Consider the following 15,934-nt stretch of genomic DNA (forward strand, 5'->3'; position numbering starts at 1 on the left):
AAAGGAAATGCGCCCATGGCAGAGCAGGACTTGATCGACCCCGTCAGCCGCTATCCAAAACCGCCGTTCAAGAAACAGTCGCAGCCCTGGCCGGGCCTCGCCGGCAAGATGGAGCCGCGGCCGGACCATGGCGAGAGCAGCTACAGGGGTTCTGGCCGCCTCGCAGGTCGCAGGGCGCTGATCACCGGCGGCGATTCCGGCATGGGACGCGCCGTCGCGATAGCCTTTGCGCGCGAGGGCGCCGACGTCGCCATCAACTACCTGCCGGCGGAGGAGCCGGACGCGCAGGAGGTGATTGCGCTCATCAGGAAAGAGGGCCGCATTGGGCTCGCGATCCCCGGCGACCTCAAGGATGAGGCCTTCTGCAAGAAGCTGGTCGAGCAGGCCGTGCAGGGCCTCGGCGGTCTCGACATCATCGTCAACAACGCGGCGAGGCAGCAGACGCGCGCCTCCATCCTCGATGTCTCTTCGGAAGACTTCGACGCAACGATGAAGACGAATATCTACGCGCCGTTCTGGATCATCAAGGCCGCGCTGCCGCATCTGAAGCCGGGCTCGTGCATCATCGGCACGACGTCGGAGCAGGCCTACGATCCGTCTCCGGACCTCTATGACTACGCGCAGACCAAGGCGGCCACGATGAACTATGTGAAGTCGCTGGCCAAGCAACTCGCCGCGAAGGGCATTCGCGTCAACGGCGTCGCGCCTGGACCGATCTGGACGCCGCTCCAGGTCTCCGGCGGCGCCACCATGGAGAAGCTCGAAAAGTTCGGCGGAATGACGCCGCTCGGCCGCCCCGGCCAGCCCGCCGAGCTCGCCTCGATCTACGTGCAGCTCGCCGCGGCAGACGCGAGCTATGCGACGGGCCAGGTGTACGGTGCCGCCGGCGGATCGGGGCAGCCGTAGGCACCGATCCGGCCAGCGCGTCAGTCCAGGAACCTTCAATGGCGCAGGGCTTTACAAAACTGTCATGAAGCAAATCTTTCCGGCCGCAGCGCGATGGCGCTCGTAACAGTCAAGCCCACGCGAATTGATACCGCGATCGCCGATGAGATCGCAGCTCATACCGATTACGAGCTCGAGGATGCCGCAGAGGCGCTAACCTGGGGCGCTGACGAGCATGTGCTGCTCGCGCTGTCGGCGGCAGGCTGGCTCTATGTCCAGCTTCGCCAGCCGCAGCACCGTCTTGCGGCAAATCACGTCCTGATTGTTTCGCTGGTGACCGCGGTGCTACCGCATATTCTCAAATCGGTCGTCGACCAGACCAGACCGGACCGGCTAACTGTCCGCGGCCATCGACATGGGGTTCCCATCTCCGGGCGGGCTCGCGACGCGTTTCCATCCGGTCACGCCGTGCACATGGGCGCCCTCGCCTCCGCTGCCGGTCTGCTGCCGCCGGAGCCCCGACGACTGGTGCGTTCCATTGCCGTCGCGCTTTCGCTGACTCGGATCGCGTTGCTTGCGCACTGGGCGAGCGACGTGGTTGTGGGCTTCGCGCTTGGCGCCGCGGTCGAGAGGGTTTTGCGGCCATGGACGCTGGGCGAGCCGCGCCGCAAGCGCGCAAGGTCACGGACACAAGCATGACCGAATATATCCTGCGCTTCATCGTCGGCGGGGTGATCGTCTCCGCCTTCGCGACCCTTGGCGACATGCTCAGGCCCAAGAGTTTCGCCGGACTTTTGGGTGCAGCGCCTTCGGTCGCGCTCGCCACGCTCGGCATTGCCCTTGCGCGGCCCGGCCCCGGCTATGCCGCGGCCGAGAGCTGGACCATGATCTATGGCGCCGTCGCGCTCGCCTGCTACAGCGTAGTCGTCTGCCACATCCTGATGAGATTCCAGCTTGCGGCGCTGCCGGCCACTATTCTCGCCTTCGCCGCATGGCTCGCGGTCGCGTTCGGACTGCTTGCCGGTTTCGGAGGCGCCTGATGCTAGTCAAGCTGTCATCGTCCGCACTGAAGCAGACCCATTGGTATGAATATGGCGTTCGCTTCGTGCGCGGCGGACTGGCCACGGTCTTGGCGGGAATCGTGGGTGCCCGCTTTGGCGTGTCCACAGGCGGACTCTTCCTCGCGCTTCCCGTCATCCTCTGTGCCAGCGCAATACTGATCGAGAGCCACGAGCGCCGCGTCAAGGAGAAGGCAGGTTTCGACGGCCGCCGACGCGGGCAAGAGGCAGCGGCAGTCGACGCGGCGGGCGCGGCGATGGGAAGCATCGGTCTTGCTGCTTTCGCCGCCGTGTTCTACGTCGCCGTCCCGGTGAGCATGATCGGCGCATTCGTCGCGGCCGTCGCGGCCTGGACCGTCGTCTCTGTTTCGGCATGGTGGCTGAGGCGGAAGCTCCGCACCGTCTCCCGCGGCCCGCGGTCCGAACTCCGAACGCGATCAGCGAGAGGCCGCGGCTTCCTCGCGTAACATCAGGAAACCGTACATCTCGGCGGCAGTCTGAAGCTGCTCGATGCGCAGGCTGACGGCGTCCCGCTGCTTGCCTTCGGGCAGACTCGCCAGTTCATGCTCGAGCCGCAGCCTCTGCGCTTCAAGACGTTGTTCAAATGTATGGGGCTCAGACCGTTTTCGCATCGTCCGTCCTCGGGGGTTGCAGGCCTGGGCTGTTGGCCCAGCGCTCGACTTGCTCAATCACCTTCTGATGGCTTGGGCGCACCGGCTTTGGTGGTTCACGCTCCTCGGAAAGCTTGCGGGGTAACCTGACCTCGTCCGTCATGGCACGTCTCCCTTCCCCCTGAAAATGCGCCTGCGCGGGAATCGTTTCAAGCATAACGCATTGATTTTATTTGACTATCTTACTCAACTGACGTTTTCTTGGACTCCTGTGGAACTCTCGGCAAATTGGCAGGTTTAGCAAATTACTCATCTTGCTAACTTTGCGTGATCGACCATGAACGACCTTCGCGCCGAGCGGCTTCAAGTCATGCTCTCGCCGGAAGAGCTGGCCGCAGTTGATGATTTCCGGTTCAAGCACCGCATGCCGACGCGCGCCGCGGCGGTTCGCGAACTGCTCAAATTCGGACTGGCTGCCGCGGGAATCGAAACGAGTATCGACCCTTCGGTAGGCGTCAAATCAAGCGAATTTGGTGTATTTGGCCGTGGTCCGGACGGACACGCGCCGGGAAAAGCCGAAGGCGACGCCGAAGATTGATGGCCGGCCTCTGCCTCTCACAGCAAAACGACCCCGGCACAGCGGGGTGCCAGAGCCGTCCATGGAGATTGCTTCCGGATCACCGGGGGCATGACAACCGGAAGCAATCCGTCGACTCTTCGTGGTCGGATTCGTTCCTCGCGCCAATTTCCTATTGTTTGAGCATGATCTCTTCGGAAAACCGCTTCACACTTTTCCGGATGATGCTCTAGCCGCTCGGCGCGGCGCCGGAATCATCCGGCGTCATGCCGGAGCCCGGCGTCTTGCTGTTGTCGTTCAACGCGGGATCGCGCGTCGCTTCGCGCGACGGCGAGCCCTTGTGATCGGTCTTGTGCACGGTCTGCGCACGCTGCTTGTCGCGCGGCTGATCCTCTGCCTCTTTGTCCTTGACGATGCCGTGGTCGGAATGCGCCATGATGTCCTCTCGCCTCTGATGTCTCAAAGCGCTTACGCACCGGAGCGTCGAATGTTCCGACGCGCGAGGAGGCCGCGACGCTAGCTATGCACCGCGTGCACCGCAGCCGACGCATTCTCCTGATGCACCTGCCGCACCGTCGTCACCGTCGCGAACGCGACCGAGACGCCGAAAGCCAGAATGAGCGAAAGAAGTGCCAGACGTGGAGCCATTGCAAAACCTCCTGCTGGAATCAAAAAAGCAACGCGATGACTGTTCCTGGTTATTGGTGGTTGGTCGCCTGCTTCCGTGAGCGGTCTCACATGCGGAGCCACGAAACCGAGAGCGGTCAGGCATCCTGCTTGTGGCGGACGCGGACCATGACGGGCGGGATTTCGCCATCGAGCCAGTCCTGCTCGTTCGCGAGCGCCATCCAAGCCTCTGCCATGCGCGAATAGCGCTTGTAAGTGGGTTGCCCTTCGGCGCGCTCGGCGAGCTGCAGGCAGTTGTCGGCGTTATCCCTGAAGATATCAGACTGTTTCATGGACAAAACGTGGGCACGGAACCAGCGTCCCGCAACCGCCCTTACGGGATCGTAACGTTCTGCGGAACATCGCACGCTATCGGTCATTGGATATCCATGCGGATTCTTGTCGCGATAGTCCTGGCCTTCATCAGTACCGCAGCGTTTGCCGACAGTACCGGCGAGCAGATGCGGGGCGATCGTGCGCCCAACGCAACCGACGTCATCAGCGGCCTCTACGCATTTGGCCGCTTCCAGCAAGGGCTGCTGGAGAGCACCGATCTGAACGGCAATGCGGAGGTCAAGAACCTGGCCGCCCTGCGCGCCGAAGAGGCAGCCAAGCGCGACAAGGCGCTCAAGCAGATTCAGAATACGATCGGGTCCGAGCCGCGCGTGAGCAAGGCAGCATCAGCCAGCGCGAGCCTGGCCGAGCCCGAAAACGCGGACGGACCAGGTTACGTCAGACGCTTCTACGCCGCACAGATCCCGGAATATGAGTCAGCCATCAACCTGATCGAGCGCTATCTGAAAGCGCCCGACAATTCCGCGCTTGCCACTTTCGCGCGCGAGCGATTGCCCGCGTTGCGCGCCCAGCTCAAAGACACGGAGCGCACCCTGGCGGACAAGTAGCCGCTCATTTGTCCTCCGGATGATGCTGCTGGCTCTCGGACCGCGCGGTGCGGCCGCTCTCGGGCATCCTGTCCCGGCCCTGATCGCCGTTGTCGTCCTTACCGCCGGAGGTTGAAGTGCCGCTGCCGCTCCGGCTCGGCCTGGTCACAGCACCTGTGGTCGACTGTCCCGCGCCCGGGGTCGCAGAGCTTGCGGCAGGATCTCCGGTCACCGCCCCCCGCCCGCTCGGCTCACCGCCTTGTTGCGCCTGGACCGATCCCGCGATGAACAACGTGACGATAATGGTAGCAAACCCGGCTCTCATGGGCGGCATCTTCCTGTTGTGGGGAGTTAACCTCAGGCGGGAGTGGCCGTTCCTGCCGGGAGTGGCGCGCGAGCCGAGACGCTTATTGGAGAGCATACCGTCCCCATCCAAAAATCTCCGGAACCGCATGGAACCATTCGCGATCCGCGTCGTTACTTTCGTCGGGCTGAGCAAGGCAAGTTCCATTTTCGTGCGCCGAGACCTTGGCGCTTGATTTGGGATTCGGCAGACGCTCTATTTCGGCTACTGCGTCTTGCCAAAGATTCGGCGACGCCTGCGGGGGAATGATATGAGCGACCTCGATCCCGGGACTGGATCACGCTCCGGTCGTCGCGTCCCAAAGCCAAAAATCAACGGTACCTCGGAGCCGGATTCCCGGCCGGAATTGCTGCTTGCGCTGCAAGCCATGCGCAGCGGCGATTTTTCGGTACGGATGAGCGGCGACTATCTCGGTATCGACGGCAAGATCGCCGACACTTTTAATGAAATCATCGCCGCCAACCAGCGCATGGCGCAGCAGCTCGAACTGGTCGGCCAGGTGGTGGGACGCGAAGGCAAGACCCGGCAGCGGGTGAAGTTCGGTCTCGCTTCCGGCTCCTGGGCCGACATGGAAGGCTCCGTCAACACACTGATCGACGATCTGTTGTGGCCGACCCGCGAGGTGACGCGCGCGGTCGCAGCCGTGGCGCAGGGCGACCTGCTCCAGACCGTCAAGCTCGACGTCGACGGCCGCCCGCTCCGCGGCGAATTCCTGCAATCGGCGACCATCGTCAACACGATGATCAAGCAGCTCGGCGTGTTCACCTCCGAGGTGACGCGCGTCGCGCGCGAGGTCGGCACCGAAGGCAAGCTCGGCGGCCAGGCCCAGGTGCCGGAAGTGACCGGCGTCTGGAAGGACCTGACCGAGAGCGTCAACTCGATGGCGAACAACCTGACCAACCAGGTTCGCAACATCGCCGAGGTGACGATCGCGGTCGCCAACGGCGACTTGTCCAAGAAGATCACGGTCGACGTTCGCGGCGAGATCCTTCAGCTCAAGGAAGCCATCAACACGATGGTGGACCAGCTCCGCTCGTTCGCCTCCGAAGTGACGCGCGTGGCGCGCGAGGTCGGCACCGACGGCAAGCTCGGCGGCCAGGCCATCGTGCCCGGCGTCGCCGGCACCTGGAAGGATCTGACCGACTCCGTCAACGCGATGTGCGGCAACCTGACCGCACAGGTCCGCAACATCGCCAACGTCACCACCGCCGTGGCGCGCGGCGACTTGTCGCGCAAGATCACGGTGGACGTGCGCGGCGAAATCCTGGAGCTGAAGGACACCATCAATACCATGGTGGACCAGCTCAACTCGTTCGCTTCCGAAGTGACGCGCGTCGCGCGCGAGGTCGGCACCGAAGGCAAGCTCGGCGGCCAGGCTCAGGTACCCGGCGTCGCCGGCACCTGGAAGGACCTCACCGACAACGTCAACTTCATGGCGTCGAACCTGACGGCGCAGGTCCGCAACATCGCCGACGTCGCCACCGCGATCGCGGGCGGCGATTTGTCGAAGAAGATCACGGTGAACGTGTCGGGCGAGATCCTTCAACTGAAGGAAACGCTCAATACCATGGTCGACCAGCTCAACGCTTTCGCCGGCGAAGTGACGCGCGTCGCGCGCGAGGTCGGCACCGAGGGACGACTGGGTGGTCAGGCCAACGTGCTCGGCGTCGCCGGCACCTGGAAGGACCTCACCGAGAGCGTCAACTCGATGGCCTCGAACCTGACCGCGCAGGTCCGCAATATTGCCGAGGTGACGACGGCGGTCGCCGGCGGCGACTTGTCGAAGAAGATCACCGTGGACGTGCGCGGCGAGATCCTGGAGCTGAAAGACACCATCAACACCATGGTGGACCAGCTCAACGCCTTCGCCGGCGAAGTGACGCGCGTGGCGCGCGAGGTCGGCACCGAAGGCAAGCTCGGCGGCCAGGCCCAGGTGCGCGGCGTCGCCGGCACCTGGAAAGACCTCACCGACAGCGTCAACTCGATGGCGTCGAACCTGACTGGCCAGGTCCGCAACATCGCCGAAGTGGCGACCGCGGTGGCCAAGGGCGACCTGTCGAAGAAGATCACCGTGAACGTCTCGGGCGAAATCCTTCAGCTGAAGGAAACGCTCAACACCATGGTCGACCAGCTCAACGCCTTCGCCGGCGAAGTCACGCGCGTGGCGCGCGAGGTCGGCACCGAAGGCAAGCTCGGTGGCCAGGCGCAGGTGCCTGGCGTCGCCGGTACCTGGAAAGATCTCACCGACAACGTCAACTCGATGGCGGGCAACCTCACCGCCCAGGTCCGCAATATCGCCGAAGTCGCAACCGCGATTGCTGGCGGCGACCTGTCGCGCAAGATCACGGTGGACGTGCGCGGCGAGATCCTTCAGCTCAAGGACACCCTGAACACGATGGTCGACCAGCTCAACCGCTTCGCGGGCGAGGTGACGCGCGTGGCGCGCGAGGTCGGCACCGAAGGCCGCCTCGGCGGCCAGGCCAACGTGCCCGGCGTCGCCGGCACCTGGAAAGACCTCACCGACTCCGTGAACTCGATGGCGGGCAATCTCACCGCGCAGGTCCGCAACATCGCCGAAGTGACGACGGCCGTGGCGCGCGGCGACCTCTCGCGCAAGATCACCGTCGACGTGAAGGGCGAAATCCTCGAGCTCAAAAACACCATCAATACCATGGTGGACCAGCTCAACGGATTTGCCGGCGAAGTGACGCGCGTCGCCCGCGAAGTCGGCACCGAAGGCAAGCTCGGCGGCCAAGCCGAAGTGCCCGGCGTTGCCGGCACCTGGAAGGATCTCACCGACAACGTCAACTTCATGGCCTCGAACCTCACCGCCCAGGTCCGTAACATCGCCGAGGTCGCGACCGCGATCGCCGGAGGCGACTTGTCGAAGAAGATCACGGTGGACGTGCGCGGCGAGATCCTGCTGCTCAAGGACACCTTGAACACGATGGTCGAGCAGCTCCGCTCCTTCGCCGCGGAAGTGACGCGCGTGGCGCGCGAGGTCGGCACTGAAGGCCGGCTCGGCGGTCAGGCTGTCGTGCCCGGCGTCGGCGGCACCTGGAAGGACCTCACCGACAACGTCAACCTGCTGGCCGCGAACCTCACCACGCAGGTCCGCAACATCGCCGAAGTCACCACGGCCGTGGCGCGCGGCGACTTATCCCGCAAGATCACCGTTGACGTGAAGGGCGAAATCCTCGAGCTGAAGAACACCATCAACACCATGGTGGACCAGCTCAACGCCTTCGCCGGCGAAGTCACCCGCGTCGCGCGCGAGGTCGGCACCGAAGGCGAGCTCGGCGGCCAGGCCCAGGTGCCCGGTGTCGCCGGCACCTGGAAGGACCTCACCGACACCGTCAACTTCATGGCGGCAAACCTGACCGAGCAGGTCCGCGGCATCGTCAAGGTGGTGACGGCGGTCGCCAACGGCGACCTCAAGCAGAACCTCACGGTGAAATCGAAGGGCGAGGTCGCGGCGCTCGCCGACACCATCAACAACATGACCGAGACGCTTGCGACTTTCGCCGACCAGGTGACGTCGGTGGCGCGTGAGGTCGGCGTCGAGGGACGGCTCGGCGGCCAGGCCGATGTGCCGGGTGCTGCCGGCACCTGGAAGGACCTCACCGGCAACGTCAACCTCTTGGCAGCCAACCTCACCTCGCAGGTGCGCGCGATCGCGGAAGTCGCGACCGCCGTGACCAAGGGCGATTTGACGCGGTCGATCCAGGTCGACGCCCGCGGCGAGGTCGCGGAGCTGAAGGACAACATCAACACGATGATCACGAACCTCCGTCTGACGACGGACGTGAACACCGAGCAGGACTGGCTGAAGACCAATCTCGCCAAATTCACCAACATGCTCCAGGGCCAGCGCGATCTCGCTACCGTCGGCCGCCTGCTGCTGACCGAGCTTTCGCCGCTGGTGAACGCGCATACCGGCGTGATCTATCAGGTCGAGAACGAGGACAGTCCCCAGTTGCTGCTGCTCGCCTCCTATGCTGGCGACGGCGTCTATCCCTATCCGCGCGTGCTCCCGTTCGGCGATGGCCTGATCGGCCAATGCGCCCTCGACCGGCGCCCGCGCGTGGTGGCGGACATTCCCGCCGACGTGGTGCCGATCAATTCGGCGCTGCTCCGCGTCGCACCGAAGAACCTCGTGGTGCTGCCCGTGCTGTTCGAGGGCCAGGTCAAGGCGGTGATCGAGCTCGCCTCGCTCACCTCGTTCACCACCTCGCAGATGACGTTCCTGGAGCAGCTCACCGACTCCATCGGCATCGTGCTCAATTCGATCGAGGCGACGATGCAGACCGAAGGCCTGCTCAAGCAGTCGCAGCAGCTCGCGGGCGAACTCCAGACCCAGCAGCGCGAGTTGCAGCAGACCAACGATCAGCTCGAGCAGAAGGCGCAGCAGCTCGCCGAGCGCAACGTCGAGGTCGAACGCAAGAACCAGGAAATCGAGCAGGCCCGCCGCGCGCTCGAGGAGAAGGCCACCGAGCTGGCGCTGACCTCGAAGTACAAGTCCGAATTCCTCGCCAATATGAGCCACGAGCTGCGCACGCCGCTGAACTCGATCCTGATCCTCGGCCAGCAGCTCACCGACAACCCTGACGGCAACCTCACGAGCAAGCAGGTCGAATTCGCCCGCACCATCCACGGCGCCGGCACCGATTTGCTCAACCTCATCAGCGATATTCTCGATCTCTCCAAGATCGAGTCCGGCACGGTGACGGTCGACGCCGAGGAGATTTTGACCGCGAACCTGCTCGAAACCGTCGGGCGGCCGTTCCGGCACGAGGCAGAGAACCGCAACCTGACGTTCAAGATCGACGTCGATCCGAACCTTGCGCGCAGCATCGTCACCGACTCCAAGCGCCTGCAACAGGTCCTGAAGAACCTGCTCTCCAACGCCTTCAAGTTCACCGGCGAAGGCGAAGTGCGGCTGAAAGTCGGCGGCGCGCTCGGTGGCTGGGGCACGGATCACCCGGTGCTGAATTCCGCGCCAGCCGTCGTCGCATTCGAAGTCTCCGACACCGGCATCGGCATTCCGCTGGAAAAGCAAAAGCTAATCTTCGAGGCCTTCCAGCAGGCGGATGCCGGCACCAGCCGCAAATATGGCGGCACCGGCCTCGGCCTTGCGATCAGCCGCGAGCTCGCGAGCCTGCTTGGTGGCGAAATCCATCTGCGAAGCGCGCCCGGCAAGGGCTCGACCTTCACGCTCTATCTGCCGCTGAAATATTCCGGCCCGACGCTCGCACCGCGTGCCGCGCCTTCGCTTCAATACAACCAGCCGCCGGCACTCCAGCCGGCAGCGACGGCGCCGGAACGCGTCATCGAGCAGCTTCCCGACGACCGCCTCAATCTCGAGCCCGGCGACAGCATCCTGCTGATCGTCGAGGACGATCCGCATTATGCGCGCGTTCTGGTCGACCTCGCACGCGACAAGGGTTTCAAGGTGCTGGTCGCCGCGCGCGGCGCAGAGGCGCTCGAGCTTGCGAAGCAATATCAGCCGCGAGCCGTCTCGCTCGATGTGTTCCTGCCCGACATGCTCGGCTGGACCGTGCTGAGCCAGCTCAAGCACAATCCGCTGACGCGCCACATCCCGGTGCAGATCATCACGCTCGACGAGGACCGCCAGCATGCGCTGGCCCGCGGCGCCTTCTCCTTCGTCAACAAGCCGACGACGACCGAAGGCGTTTCGGCCGCGCTGACGCAAATCAAGGAATATGCGCGACCGCGGCGCAAGCGACTGCTGATCGTCGAGGACAACGAGGCCGAGCAGCTCTCGATCCGTGAGCTCCTGCATCACGACGACATCGAGATCGTGACGACCGACACCGGCGCCGGAGCGCTCTCGACGCTGCGCGAGGCGCCCTGCGATTGCGTGGTGCTCGACCTGCGGCTGCCCGACATGAGCGGGTTCGAAGTGCTCGACCAGATCCGTCACGACGAAGCGCTGTCGAACATTCCCGTGGTAGTGTTCACCGGCCGCGAGCTCTCGGCCGAGGAAGATGCGGAGCTCCACACCATGGCGCGCAGCATCGTGGTCAAGGGCGTGGAGTCGCCCGAACGCCTGCTCGACGAGACTGCATTGTTCCTGCACCGCGTAATCACGGAACTTCCGGTCGAGAAGCAGCGCATGCTGGAAAAACTGAACAGTTCCGACGAGGACCTGATCGGCAAGACCGCGCTGCTCGTCGACGACGACGCTCGTAACATCTTCGCGCTGTCGAGCGTGCTGGAGCGGCGCGGCATGAAAGTGCTGACGGCGACCACCGGCCGCGAGGCGGTGACGCTGGTCGCGTCCAACCCGGAAATCGCGATTGTGCTGATGGACATCATGATGCCGCAGATGGATGGCTATCAGACCATTGGCGTGATCCGGGAGAATCCGGCCTTCTTGCGCCTGCCGATCATCGCGCTGACGGCGAAGGCGATGAAGGGCGACCGCGAGAAATGCCTGGAGGCAGGTGCGTCCGATTATCTCGCAAAGCCCGTCAATACCGATCAATTGCTGCTTGCGATCCGCATGTGGCTGCACCGCTGAGTGGGGTCGGATTACATGGACCATGAAAAGGTCAACATCCTCCTCGTCGACGACCAGCCGGCCAAGCTGCTCGCCTACGAGGTGATCCTAAAGGAACTCGGCGAGAACCTCGTGATCGCTTCGTCGGGTCGCGAAGCGCTCGAGGTGCTGCTCAAGACCGAAATCGCGGTGATCCTGGTCGACGTCTGCATGCCCGAGCTCGACGGCTTCGAGCTCGCCGCGATGATCCGGGAGCATCCGCGCTTCCAGAAGACCGCGATGATCTTCATCTCGGCGATTCAGGTCAGCGACATCGACCGGTTGCGCGGTTACGAGATGGGCGCGGTCGACTATGTGCCGGTGCCGGTCGTGCCGGAGGTGCTGCGCGCCAAGATCAAGGTATTTGCCGAGCTCTACCGCAAGACGCGCGAGCTCGAACGGCTGAACCAGGAGCTCGAGGACCGCGTCCGCGCGCGCACGGCAGAACTGGAGAACTCAACCGCAAAACTGCGCGAGAGCGAGCAGCGGCGCAGCATGGCGATCGCGGCCGGCAAGATGGGATCCTGGGATTGGGACTGGGTCAACGGCGACTGGATGTGGGACGAGGGCCAGTACCGCATCTTCGGCGTGACACCGGAAACCTTCAACGTCTCTCCGGCGAACATCCAGGCCTTGCTGCATCCTGACGATGTCGACCAGTTCCGCCAGGCCGTCGCCGCATTCAACACCGGCGCGCGCTCCTACGAGGCGGAATTCCGTGTCGGCCAGCCCAATGGCGAGGTGCGCTGGTGCGTCGGCACGGCGGCCGCGACGGTGGATGAGAGTGGCCGTGTGGTGCGGGTCAGTGGCGTCACCGTCGACATCACCGAGCGCAAACGTGCCGAAGAGCGGCAGAACCTGCTGGCGCGCGAAGTCGATCATCGCGCCAAGAATGCGCTGGCGCTGGCGCAGTCGATCGTGCGCCTCACCCGCGCCGACGAGGTCAAGGCCTATGTCAATGCCGTCGAGGGGCGCATCAACGCGCTGGCGCGCGTGCACACCATCCTGTCGCTGTCGAGCTGGCAGGGCGCCGAGCTCTCCAAGCTGATCGACGAGGAGCTTGCGCCCTATTCGCTGGGCGGACAGATCAAGCTTGCGGGTCCCGAGGTGCAATTGCTGCCGGCCACCGCGCAGACGCTGGCGCTGGCGCTGCATGAGCTCTTTACCAATTCGGCGAAATATGGCGCGCTCTCGACGCGGTCAGGACGGCTCGCGATCGGTTGGCATGCCGAGAACGACCTCCTCGTCCTGACCTGGGAGGAATCCGGCGGTCCGCTGGTGAGGACGCCGAAATCGCGCGGCTTCGGCACAAGGAGCCTGCTGGCAAGCGTCGAATCCCAGCTCGGCGGACAAGCGCAATTCGATTGGCGGGCGGAGGGCCTGTTGTGCCGTATCGAGGTGCCATTGTCTCGCAAGATTGCGGCCACGGCAGCGCAGGGCAAGTTCGACGCCGACCCCTCCGCTGAATTGCAGCGCGCGTCGGGCTAACGCGACGCGGCGGCCTTCATTCGCTGCACCGACCGAGGTTGATTGGCAACGCGCCCTTCGAGCCAGGCTTCCGTTTGTGCGAGATCACGCAACGCCGTCGCGTAGCGGCGGGCCGCGCTGCGCTCCGCACCGCGCGGCAGCTTGCGCGCCTTGCGCAGCATGTCGGCGGCCGCATTGCGATAGGCCAGCGAGCGATAGAGAAAGACTACCTTACCCATATCTAAGGTTCCCGTGTTGATGCCTTTCATCGTCGCAAGATGGGCATGAACGTCGGATGAAGCCCACTATGACAAATTGTTCATGCGATTGGAACCCGCGGTCCCCGGCTGCGTTGCATGCAAAATCGAGGGGCGGTTCCATGCGCGCGAAAAAGTCGCCGGGCCTGATCTCTCCTACCGGCGTCATCAAGCTGATGACGCATGCGATGATGGGCGCGGCCCTCGGCCTTGCTTTCACATTCGCTCTCATTCTGGCCAATCCTGCGGTCGCCGAATTGCTGAACCATGGCGGAAGCGGGGCCGTCTTCGTCTTTGTCGTCACGCTGGTGACGACATTTGCAATCGGGGCAGCGCTGACGGGTGTCGTGTTCATCCTCGACGAGGACAAGGAATCTTGAAGCCCTCTTGAAGATCATGCGACACTTTGTTCGGAACTCCTGGCTTGAACGGCGGTTGGCTGCCTGCGTCAATTCAACTCAGGAGTTCCCGCGCATGAAGACGACCAAGCTCGCCCTCGCCGTAATGTTGGCAACCGGCCTCGCCGCCGCGCCGTTCGCCGCGCAGGCCAAATCGCACAAGACGAAGCATGAATCCTCGACCTCGTCGTCGCAGACGACGGGTGCCAACACCAAGTCCAAGGGCAGTGATGCGTCCGGCCAGGGCGGCTCTGGCCCCGGCTCCGACCAGGGCGGCACCATGTCGAACAACAAGGGCACGAGCAACACCAAGTAGGCTCGCCAAAGTTCAGGAAAGGCCCCGCGATCGCGGGGCCTTTTTGCTTTGGTGCGCCGCGAACGAGGTTTTCTCAAGGCCACATGGTCGGTGCACGGGTCAGGGCATCCCGGCCCGCCCGCTTGAAATCCTCGACCGAGCAGTGCCTCGATCGGACGACTTCACTCAGCCTCGCAGTAACGCGCTCGCGCGTCGCTGTCTCGGATGGAGGAATGTCGGCGCAGACGTCATCAAGCACCGCCCACAGCAGGGTGGCTATTTCGGCATCCGGCATTGTGACGCGCTCCGGCATGTCGCGTTGCGCGACCGCCTTAGCTGCGTCGGATCTCAGTGATGTTAAGGCGGGCTGCCTGCGGAATTTGTCTTCACGAGGCGATCGAGCTGTACCCGCTTGCGCGTGATCAAGAGCTGGGCCGCAGCGTCATCGAGGCCCTCGTGCTGCAATTGCCGGATCGCGGAGCCCAGTTCGAGGATCTCGGCACGCAATTTCAGAATCCGGTAGGCGTCCGGGTCCTCGTCCACGGCACGCCTCCAAATATCCTAGCGGCGTGCGATTGCGCCTGCCGGCTTATCAACCTTCTTCACGGAGCGAAGCCGCATCCGGCCACGGATGTCGGGCAAGACATCGCCGCCACCCGCCGCCTTCCATTCGCCGATTAGCAGGTTGATTTTCCGGCGCAGATCCATCTGCGCCAAGGCTTGTTCGGTGCAGGCGCGATCGCGATTGACGAGGTCGCGCACAGATGCCTCGACATCGGCCATTTCCAGCCTCAAGGCACTGATTTTACGTCGAATTTCATTAATTCTGTTGTCCATGGCTTGTTAGAACAAAATAAGAACATATAGTCAAGTGGATTTCAGAACGGAGAGCGGACATGCAGGTTCAGGGTAAATACGACGCCAAGATTTTTCTCATGGAGCAGATGAGCCGGGCCCAGGGATTGAGGCTCAAGCGGCTGAGCGAAGAGGCCTACCAGCCCGCGCAATACGATCGGGACCTGTCCTCCGTTGAAGCCGCGCGACGCATCCAGGTGCTTGAGGCGGAAATCGAGCTGGCGAATTCCTTCTAGATTGCTTGCTGCATTCGCGCCTTGTGGCGCGTTTCGGAACCATGCCTGTTTCGAGCAGTTCTCTCGGCCGAAGGGAGAAACTTAATGGCACGCAAGGCAAAGAAACGCCGCTACGCGCGCAGCGCCGGCAGCGATGTCGAGCGCGAGATGCGACGCTACAAGAAGGGGACTGCGAAGAGCGGACCCGGCGGTCGTGGCGGACGCGTAAAGAGCCGCAAGCAGGCGATCGCGATCGGCCTTTCAGAGGCGCGCGAGAAGGGCAAGAAGGTCCCGAAGAAGGCGTCGAAGCGAAGGACGGCCAAGAAGACGGCAAAGAAGACGGCAAGGAAAACGACTAGGAAAACGTCGAAGCGCAAATCCGCCAAGCGGTGAGGCTCTCTGGCCTCAGATCATGCTGCCCGGCATGAAACAGCGGATCGAAATGCCGAAGGCGGTCTTCACCGGCCAGACCATGGTACGGCCGGCGCGGTTCGGCTCGGTGATGACGGCTTCATCGGGTACTTCGACCCACTGCCCGTCGAGGCGCACCCGATAGTGCCCCTTGTACGATTCCCAGTCGGGATCGGCCACCGCAACGCCGTCGGCATCCGAGCAGCACGGACCGAGATGACTGCGCAGGCTGTCGAACCAGGGCTTGAGCGGCGAGTCGGCGAAGCGGCCGTCATCGCGGCCCGAGGCGCTGCCGGCCGACAGCACGAGCGGCGCCACAAGCAGCGCACATCTCAGCGAGAGCTTCAATCGATCCATATTGGCACCGATCAAATGCGGACCACCGGCCGGTTCCACAAAGCGGCCGGACGTCCGAAGTTCCACGCTTGCAAT

At 63.7% G+C, this 15,934-nt stretch carries 21 protein-coding genes; 12 read left to right on the plus strand and 9 right to left on the minus strand.

The window, feature by feature from the left end:
* Positions 1-15: 15 nt before the first annotated feature.
* The 4 genes from ABIB73_RS15855 (at position 16) to ABIB73_RS15870 (ending at position 2,410) form a co-directional block, all read left to right on the plus strand.
* A complete protein-coding gene (locus ABIB73_RS15855; RefSeq protein WP_354225273.1) occupies positions 16-906 on the plus strand; it encodes an SDR family oxidoreductase in 891 nt (296 codons plus the stop codon).
* 93 nt (positions 907-999) lie between these two features.
* Positions 1,000-1,584 carry a phosphatase PAP2 family protein gene (locus ABIB73_RS15860; protein WP_354225274.1) on the plus strand — a complete coding sequence of 195 codons (585 nt, stop codon included), beginning with the start codon at positions 1,000-1,002 and terminating at the stop codon, positions 1,582-1,584.
* The gene (locus ABIB73_RS15865) at positions 1,581-1,925 is read left to right on the plus strand and encodes a hypothetical protein (RefSeq protein WP_354225275.1); all 345 of its coding nucleotides are present in this window, start codon (positions 1,581-1,583) and stop codon (positions 1,923-1,925) included. The genes ABIB73_RS15860 and ABIB73_RS15865 overlap by 4 nt, the downstream gene beginning before the upstream one ends.
* The gene (locus tag ABIB73_RS15870; protein ID WP_354225276.1) at positions 1,925-2,410 is read left to right on the plus strand and encodes a hypothetical protein; all 486 of its coding nucleotides are present in this window, start codon (positions 1,925-1,927) and stop codon (positions 2,408-2,410) included. The genes ABIB73_RS15865 and ABIB73_RS15870 overlap by 1 nt, the downstream gene beginning before the upstream one ends.
* A gap of 148 nt (positions 2,411-2,558) precedes the next feature.
* On the opposite strand, the gene ABIB73_RS15875 is transcribed toward ABIB73_RS15870, so the two are convergent.
* Positions 2,559-2,717 carry a hypothetical protein gene (locus tag ABIB73_RS15875; protein WP_354225277.1) on the minus strand — a complete coding sequence of 53 codons (159 nt, stop codon included), beginning with the start codon at positions 2,715-2,717 and terminating at the stop codon, positions 2,559-2,561.
* Between the two features lie 174 nt (positions 2,718-2,891).
* On the opposite strand from ABIB73_RS15875, the gene ABIB73_RS15880 reads away from it, so the two are divergent.
* Entirely contained in the window at positions 2,892-3,152 is a 261-nt protein-coding gene (locus tag ABIB73_RS15880) for a hypothetical protein (protein WP_354225278.1), read from the plus strand.
* 208 nt (positions 3,153-3,360) lie between these two features.
* On the opposite strand, the gene ABIB73_RS15885 is transcribed toward ABIB73_RS15880, so the two are convergent.
* The 3 genes from ABIB73_RS15885 to ABIB73_RS15895 form a co-directional block, all read right to left on the minus strand.
* On the minus strand, positions 3,361-3,567 hold the full coding sequence (locus ABIB73_RS15885) for a hypothetical protein (RefSeq protein WP_354225279.1): 207 nt from the start codon (positions 3,565-3,567) through the stop codon (positions 3,361-3,363).
* An 80-nt stretch (positions 3,568-3,647) separates the two neighbouring features.
* A complete protein-coding gene (locus ABIB73_RS15890; protein WP_354225280.1) occupies positions 3,648-3,779 on the minus strand; it encodes a hypothetical protein in 132 nt (43 codons plus the stop codon).
* Between the two features lie 116 nt (positions 3,780-3,895).
* Positions 3,896-4,090: a hypothetical protein gene (locus ABIB73_RS15895; protein WP_354225371.1), complete on the minus strand. Its 195-nt coding sequence runs from the start codon at positions 4,088-4,090 to the stop codon at positions 3,896-3,898.
* A gap of 96 nt (positions 4,091-4,186) precedes the next feature.
* Here ABIB73_RS15895 and ABIB73_RS15900 point away from each other — a divergent pair, with 96 nt between their 5' ends.
* Positions 4,187-4,699 carry a DUF4142 domain-containing protein gene (locus ABIB73_RS15900; RefSeq protein ID WP_354225281.1) on the plus strand — a complete coding sequence of 171 codons (513 nt, stop codon included), beginning with the start codon at positions 4,187-4,189 and terminating at the stop codon, positions 4,697-4,699.
* Between the two features lie 4 nt (positions 4,700-4,703).
* Here ABIB73_RS15900 and ABIB73_RS15905 read toward each other — a convergent pair whose 3' ends face one another.
* Complete coding sequence (locus tag ABIB73_RS15905; RefSeq protein WP_354225282.1) at positions 4,704-5,003, minus strand: hypothetical protein; 300 nt, start codon at positions 5,001-5,003, stop codon at positions 4,704-4,706.
* 289 nt (positions 5,004-5,292) lie between these two features.
* Here ABIB73_RS15905 and ABIB73_RS15910 point away from each other — a divergent pair, with 289 nt between their 5' ends.
* Together ABIB73_RS15910 and ABIB73_RS15915 are read left to right on the plus strand one after the other, a co-directional pair.
* A complete protein-coding gene (locus tag ABIB73_RS15910; protein WP_354225283.1) occupies positions 5,293-11,586 on the plus strand; it encodes a HAMP domain-containing protein in 6,294 nt (2,097 codons plus the stop codon).
* Between the two features lie 15 nt (positions 11,587-11,601).
* The gene (locus ABIB73_RS15915) at positions 11,602-13,092 is read left to right on the plus strand and encodes an HWE histidine kinase domain-containing protein (protein WP_354225284.1); all 1,491 of its coding nucleotides are present in this window, start codon (positions 11,602-11,604) and stop codon (positions 13,090-13,092) included.
* Here the strand turns inward: ABIB73_RS15915 and ABIB73_RS15920 are convergent.
* The gene (locus tag ABIB73_RS15920; protein ID WP_354225285.1) at positions 13,089-13,340 is read right to left on the minus strand and encodes a hypothetical protein; all 252 of its coding nucleotides are present in this window, start codon (positions 13,338-13,340) and stop codon (positions 13,089-13,091) included. The genes ABIB73_RS15915 and ABIB73_RS15920 overlap by 4 nt on opposite strands.
* A gap of 110 nt (positions 13,341-13,450) precedes the next feature.
* Between ABIB73_RS15920 and ABIB73_RS15925 the strand changes: the two genes are divergently transcribed.
* Together ABIB73_RS15925 and ABIB73_RS15930 are read left to right on the plus strand one after the other, a co-directional pair.
* Entirely contained in the window at positions 13,451-13,708 is a 258-nt protein-coding gene (locus ABIB73_RS15925) for a hypothetical protein (RefSeq protein ID WP_354225286.1), read from the plus strand.
* Positions 13,709-13,802: 94 nt separating this feature from the next.
* Positions 13,803-14,042 (plus strand): hypothetical protein, encoded by a 240-nt coding sequence (locus ABIB73_RS15930; protein WP_354225287.1) that lies wholly within the window; start codon positions 13,803-13,805, stop codon positions 14,040-14,042.
* Positions 14,043-14,378: 336 nt separating this feature from the next.
* Here ABIB73_RS15930 and ABIB73_RS15935 read toward each other — a convergent pair whose 3' ends face one another.
* Together ABIB73_RS15935 and ABIB73_RS15940 are read right to left on the minus strand one after the other, a co-directional pair.
* Positions 14,379-14,564, minus strand: a complete 186-nt coding sequence (locus ABIB73_RS15935) for a hypothetical protein (RefSeq protein ID WP_354225288.1) — start codon at positions 14,562-14,564, stop codon at positions 14,379-14,381.
* An 18-nt stretch (positions 14,565-14,582) separates the two neighbouring features.
* On the minus strand, positions 14,583-14,804 hold the full coding sequence (locus ABIB73_RS15940) for a hypothetical protein (RefSeq protein ID WP_354225372.1): 222 nt from the start codon (positions 14,802-14,804) through the stop codon (positions 14,583-14,585).
* 113 nt (positions 14,805-14,917) lie between these two features.
* On the opposite strand from ABIB73_RS15940, the gene ABIB73_RS15945 reads away from it, so the two are divergent.
* Both ABIB73_RS15945 and ABIB73_RS15950 read left to right on the plus strand, forming a co-directional pair.
* Positions 14,918-15,112: a DUF3072 domain-containing protein gene (locus tag ABIB73_RS15945; protein ID WP_354225289.1), complete on the plus strand. Its 195-nt coding sequence runs from the start codon at positions 14,918-14,920 to the stop codon at positions 15,110-15,112.
* 84 nt (positions 15,113-15,196) lie between these two features.
* Complete coding sequence (locus ABIB73_RS15950; protein WP_354225290.1) at positions 15,197-15,484, plus strand: DUF6496 domain-containing protein; 288 nt, start codon at positions 15,197-15,199, stop codon at positions 15,482-15,484.
* A 12-nt stretch (positions 15,485-15,496) separates the two neighbouring features.
* On the opposite strand, the gene ABIB73_RS15955 is transcribed toward ABIB73_RS15950, so the two are convergent.
* The gene (locus ABIB73_RS15955) at positions 15,497-15,859 is read right to left on the minus strand and encodes a hypothetical protein (RefSeq protein WP_354225291.1); all 363 of its coding nucleotides are present in this window, start codon (positions 15,857-15,859) and stop codon (positions 15,497-15,499) included.
* Positions 15,860-15,934: the final 75 nt, after the last annotated feature.

The sequence above is a fragment of the Bradyrhizobium sp. F1.4.3 genome (assembly GCF_040548375.1).
Classification (GTDB): Bacteria; Pseudomonadota; Alphaproteobacteria; order Rhizobiales; family Xanthobacteraceae; genus Bradyrhizobium.

What these genes read in the sequence shown, in the direction of transcription:
- ABIB73_RS15855 (WP_354225273.1), top strand. Translation starts at nt 16, where the DNA reads ATGGCAGAGCAGGACTTGATCGACCCCGTCAGCCGCTATCCAAAACCG.
- ABIB73_RS15860 (WP_354225274.1), top strand. Translation starts at nt 1,000, where the DNA reads ATGGCGCTCGTAACAGTCAAGCCCACGCGAATTGATACCGCGATCGCC.
- ABIB73_RS15865 (WP_354225275.1), top strand. Translation starts at nt 1,581, where the DNA reads ATGACCGAATATATCCTGCGCTTCATCGTCGGCGGGGTGATCGTCTCC.
- ABIB73_RS15870 (WP_354225276.1), top strand. Translation starts at nt 1,925, where the DNA reads ATGCTAGTCAAGCTGTCATCGTCCGCACTGAAGCAGACCCATTGGTAT.
- ABIB73_RS15875 (WP_354225277.1), bottom strand. Translation starts at nt 2,717, where the DNA reads ATGACGGACGAGGTCAGGTTACCCCGCAAGCTTTCCGAGGAGCGTGAA.
- ABIB73_RS15880 (WP_354225278.1), top strand. Translation starts at nt 2,892, where the DNA reads ATGAACGACCTTCGCGCCGAGCGGCTTCAAGTCATGCTCTCGCCGGAA.
- ABIB73_RS15885 (WP_354225279.1), bottom strand. Translation starts at nt 3,567, where the DNA reads ATGGCGCATTCCGACCACGGCATCGTCAAGGACAAAGAGGCAGAGGAT.
- ABIB73_RS15890 (WP_354225280.1), bottom strand. Translation starts at nt 3,779, where the DNA reads ATGGCTCCACGTCTGGCACTTCTTTCGCTCATTCTGGCTTTCGGCGTC.
- ABIB73_RS15895 (WP_354225371.1), bottom strand. Translation starts at nt 4,090, where the DNA reads ATGAAACAGTCTGATATCTTCAGGGATAACGCCGACAACTGCCTGCAG.
- ABIB73_RS15900 (WP_354225281.1), top strand. Translation starts at nt 4,187, where the DNA reads ATGCGGATTCTTGTCGCGATAGTCCTGGCCTTCATCAGTACCGCAGCG.
- ABIB73_RS15905 (WP_354225282.1), bottom strand. Translation starts at nt 5,003, where the DNA reads ATGAGAGCCGGGTTTGCTACCATTATCGTCACGTTGTTCATCGCGGGA.
- ABIB73_RS15910 (WP_354225283.1), top strand. Translation starts at nt 5,293, where the DNA reads ATGAGCGACCTCGATCCCGGGACTGGATCACGCTCCGGTCGTCGCGTC.
- ABIB73_RS15915 (WP_354225284.1), top strand. Translation starts at nt 11,602, where the DNA reads ATGGACCATGAAAAGGTCAACATCCTCCTCGTCGACGACCAGCCGGCC.
- ABIB73_RS15920 (WP_354225285.1), bottom strand. Translation starts at nt 13,340, where the DNA reads ATGAAAGGCATCAACACGGGAACCTTAGATATGGGTAAGGTAGTCTTT.
- ABIB73_RS15925 (WP_354225286.1), top strand. Translation starts at nt 13,451, where the DNA reads ATGCGCGCGAAAAAGTCGCCGGGCCTGATCTCTCCTACCGGCGTCATC.
- ABIB73_RS15930 (WP_354225287.1), top strand. Translation starts at nt 13,803, where the DNA reads ATGAAGACGACCAAGCTCGCCCTCGCCGTAATGTTGGCAACCGGCCTC.
- ABIB73_RS15940 (WP_354225372.1), bottom strand. Translation starts at nt 14,804, where the DNA reads ATGGCCGATGTCGAGGCATCTGTGCGCGACCTCGTCAATCGCGATCGC.
- ABIB73_RS15945 (WP_354225289.1), top strand. Translation starts at nt 14,918, where the DNA reads ATGCAGGTTCAGGGTAAATACGACGCCAAGATTTTTCTCATGGAGCAG.
- ABIB73_RS15950 (WP_354225290.1), top strand. Translation starts at nt 15,197, where the DNA reads ATGGCACGCAAGGCAAAGAAACGCCGCTACGCGCGCAGCGCCGGCAGC.
- ABIB73_RS15955 (WP_354225291.1), bottom strand. Translation starts at nt 15,859, where the DNA reads ATGGATCGATTGAAGCTCTCGCTGAGATGTGCGCTGCTTGTGGCGCCG.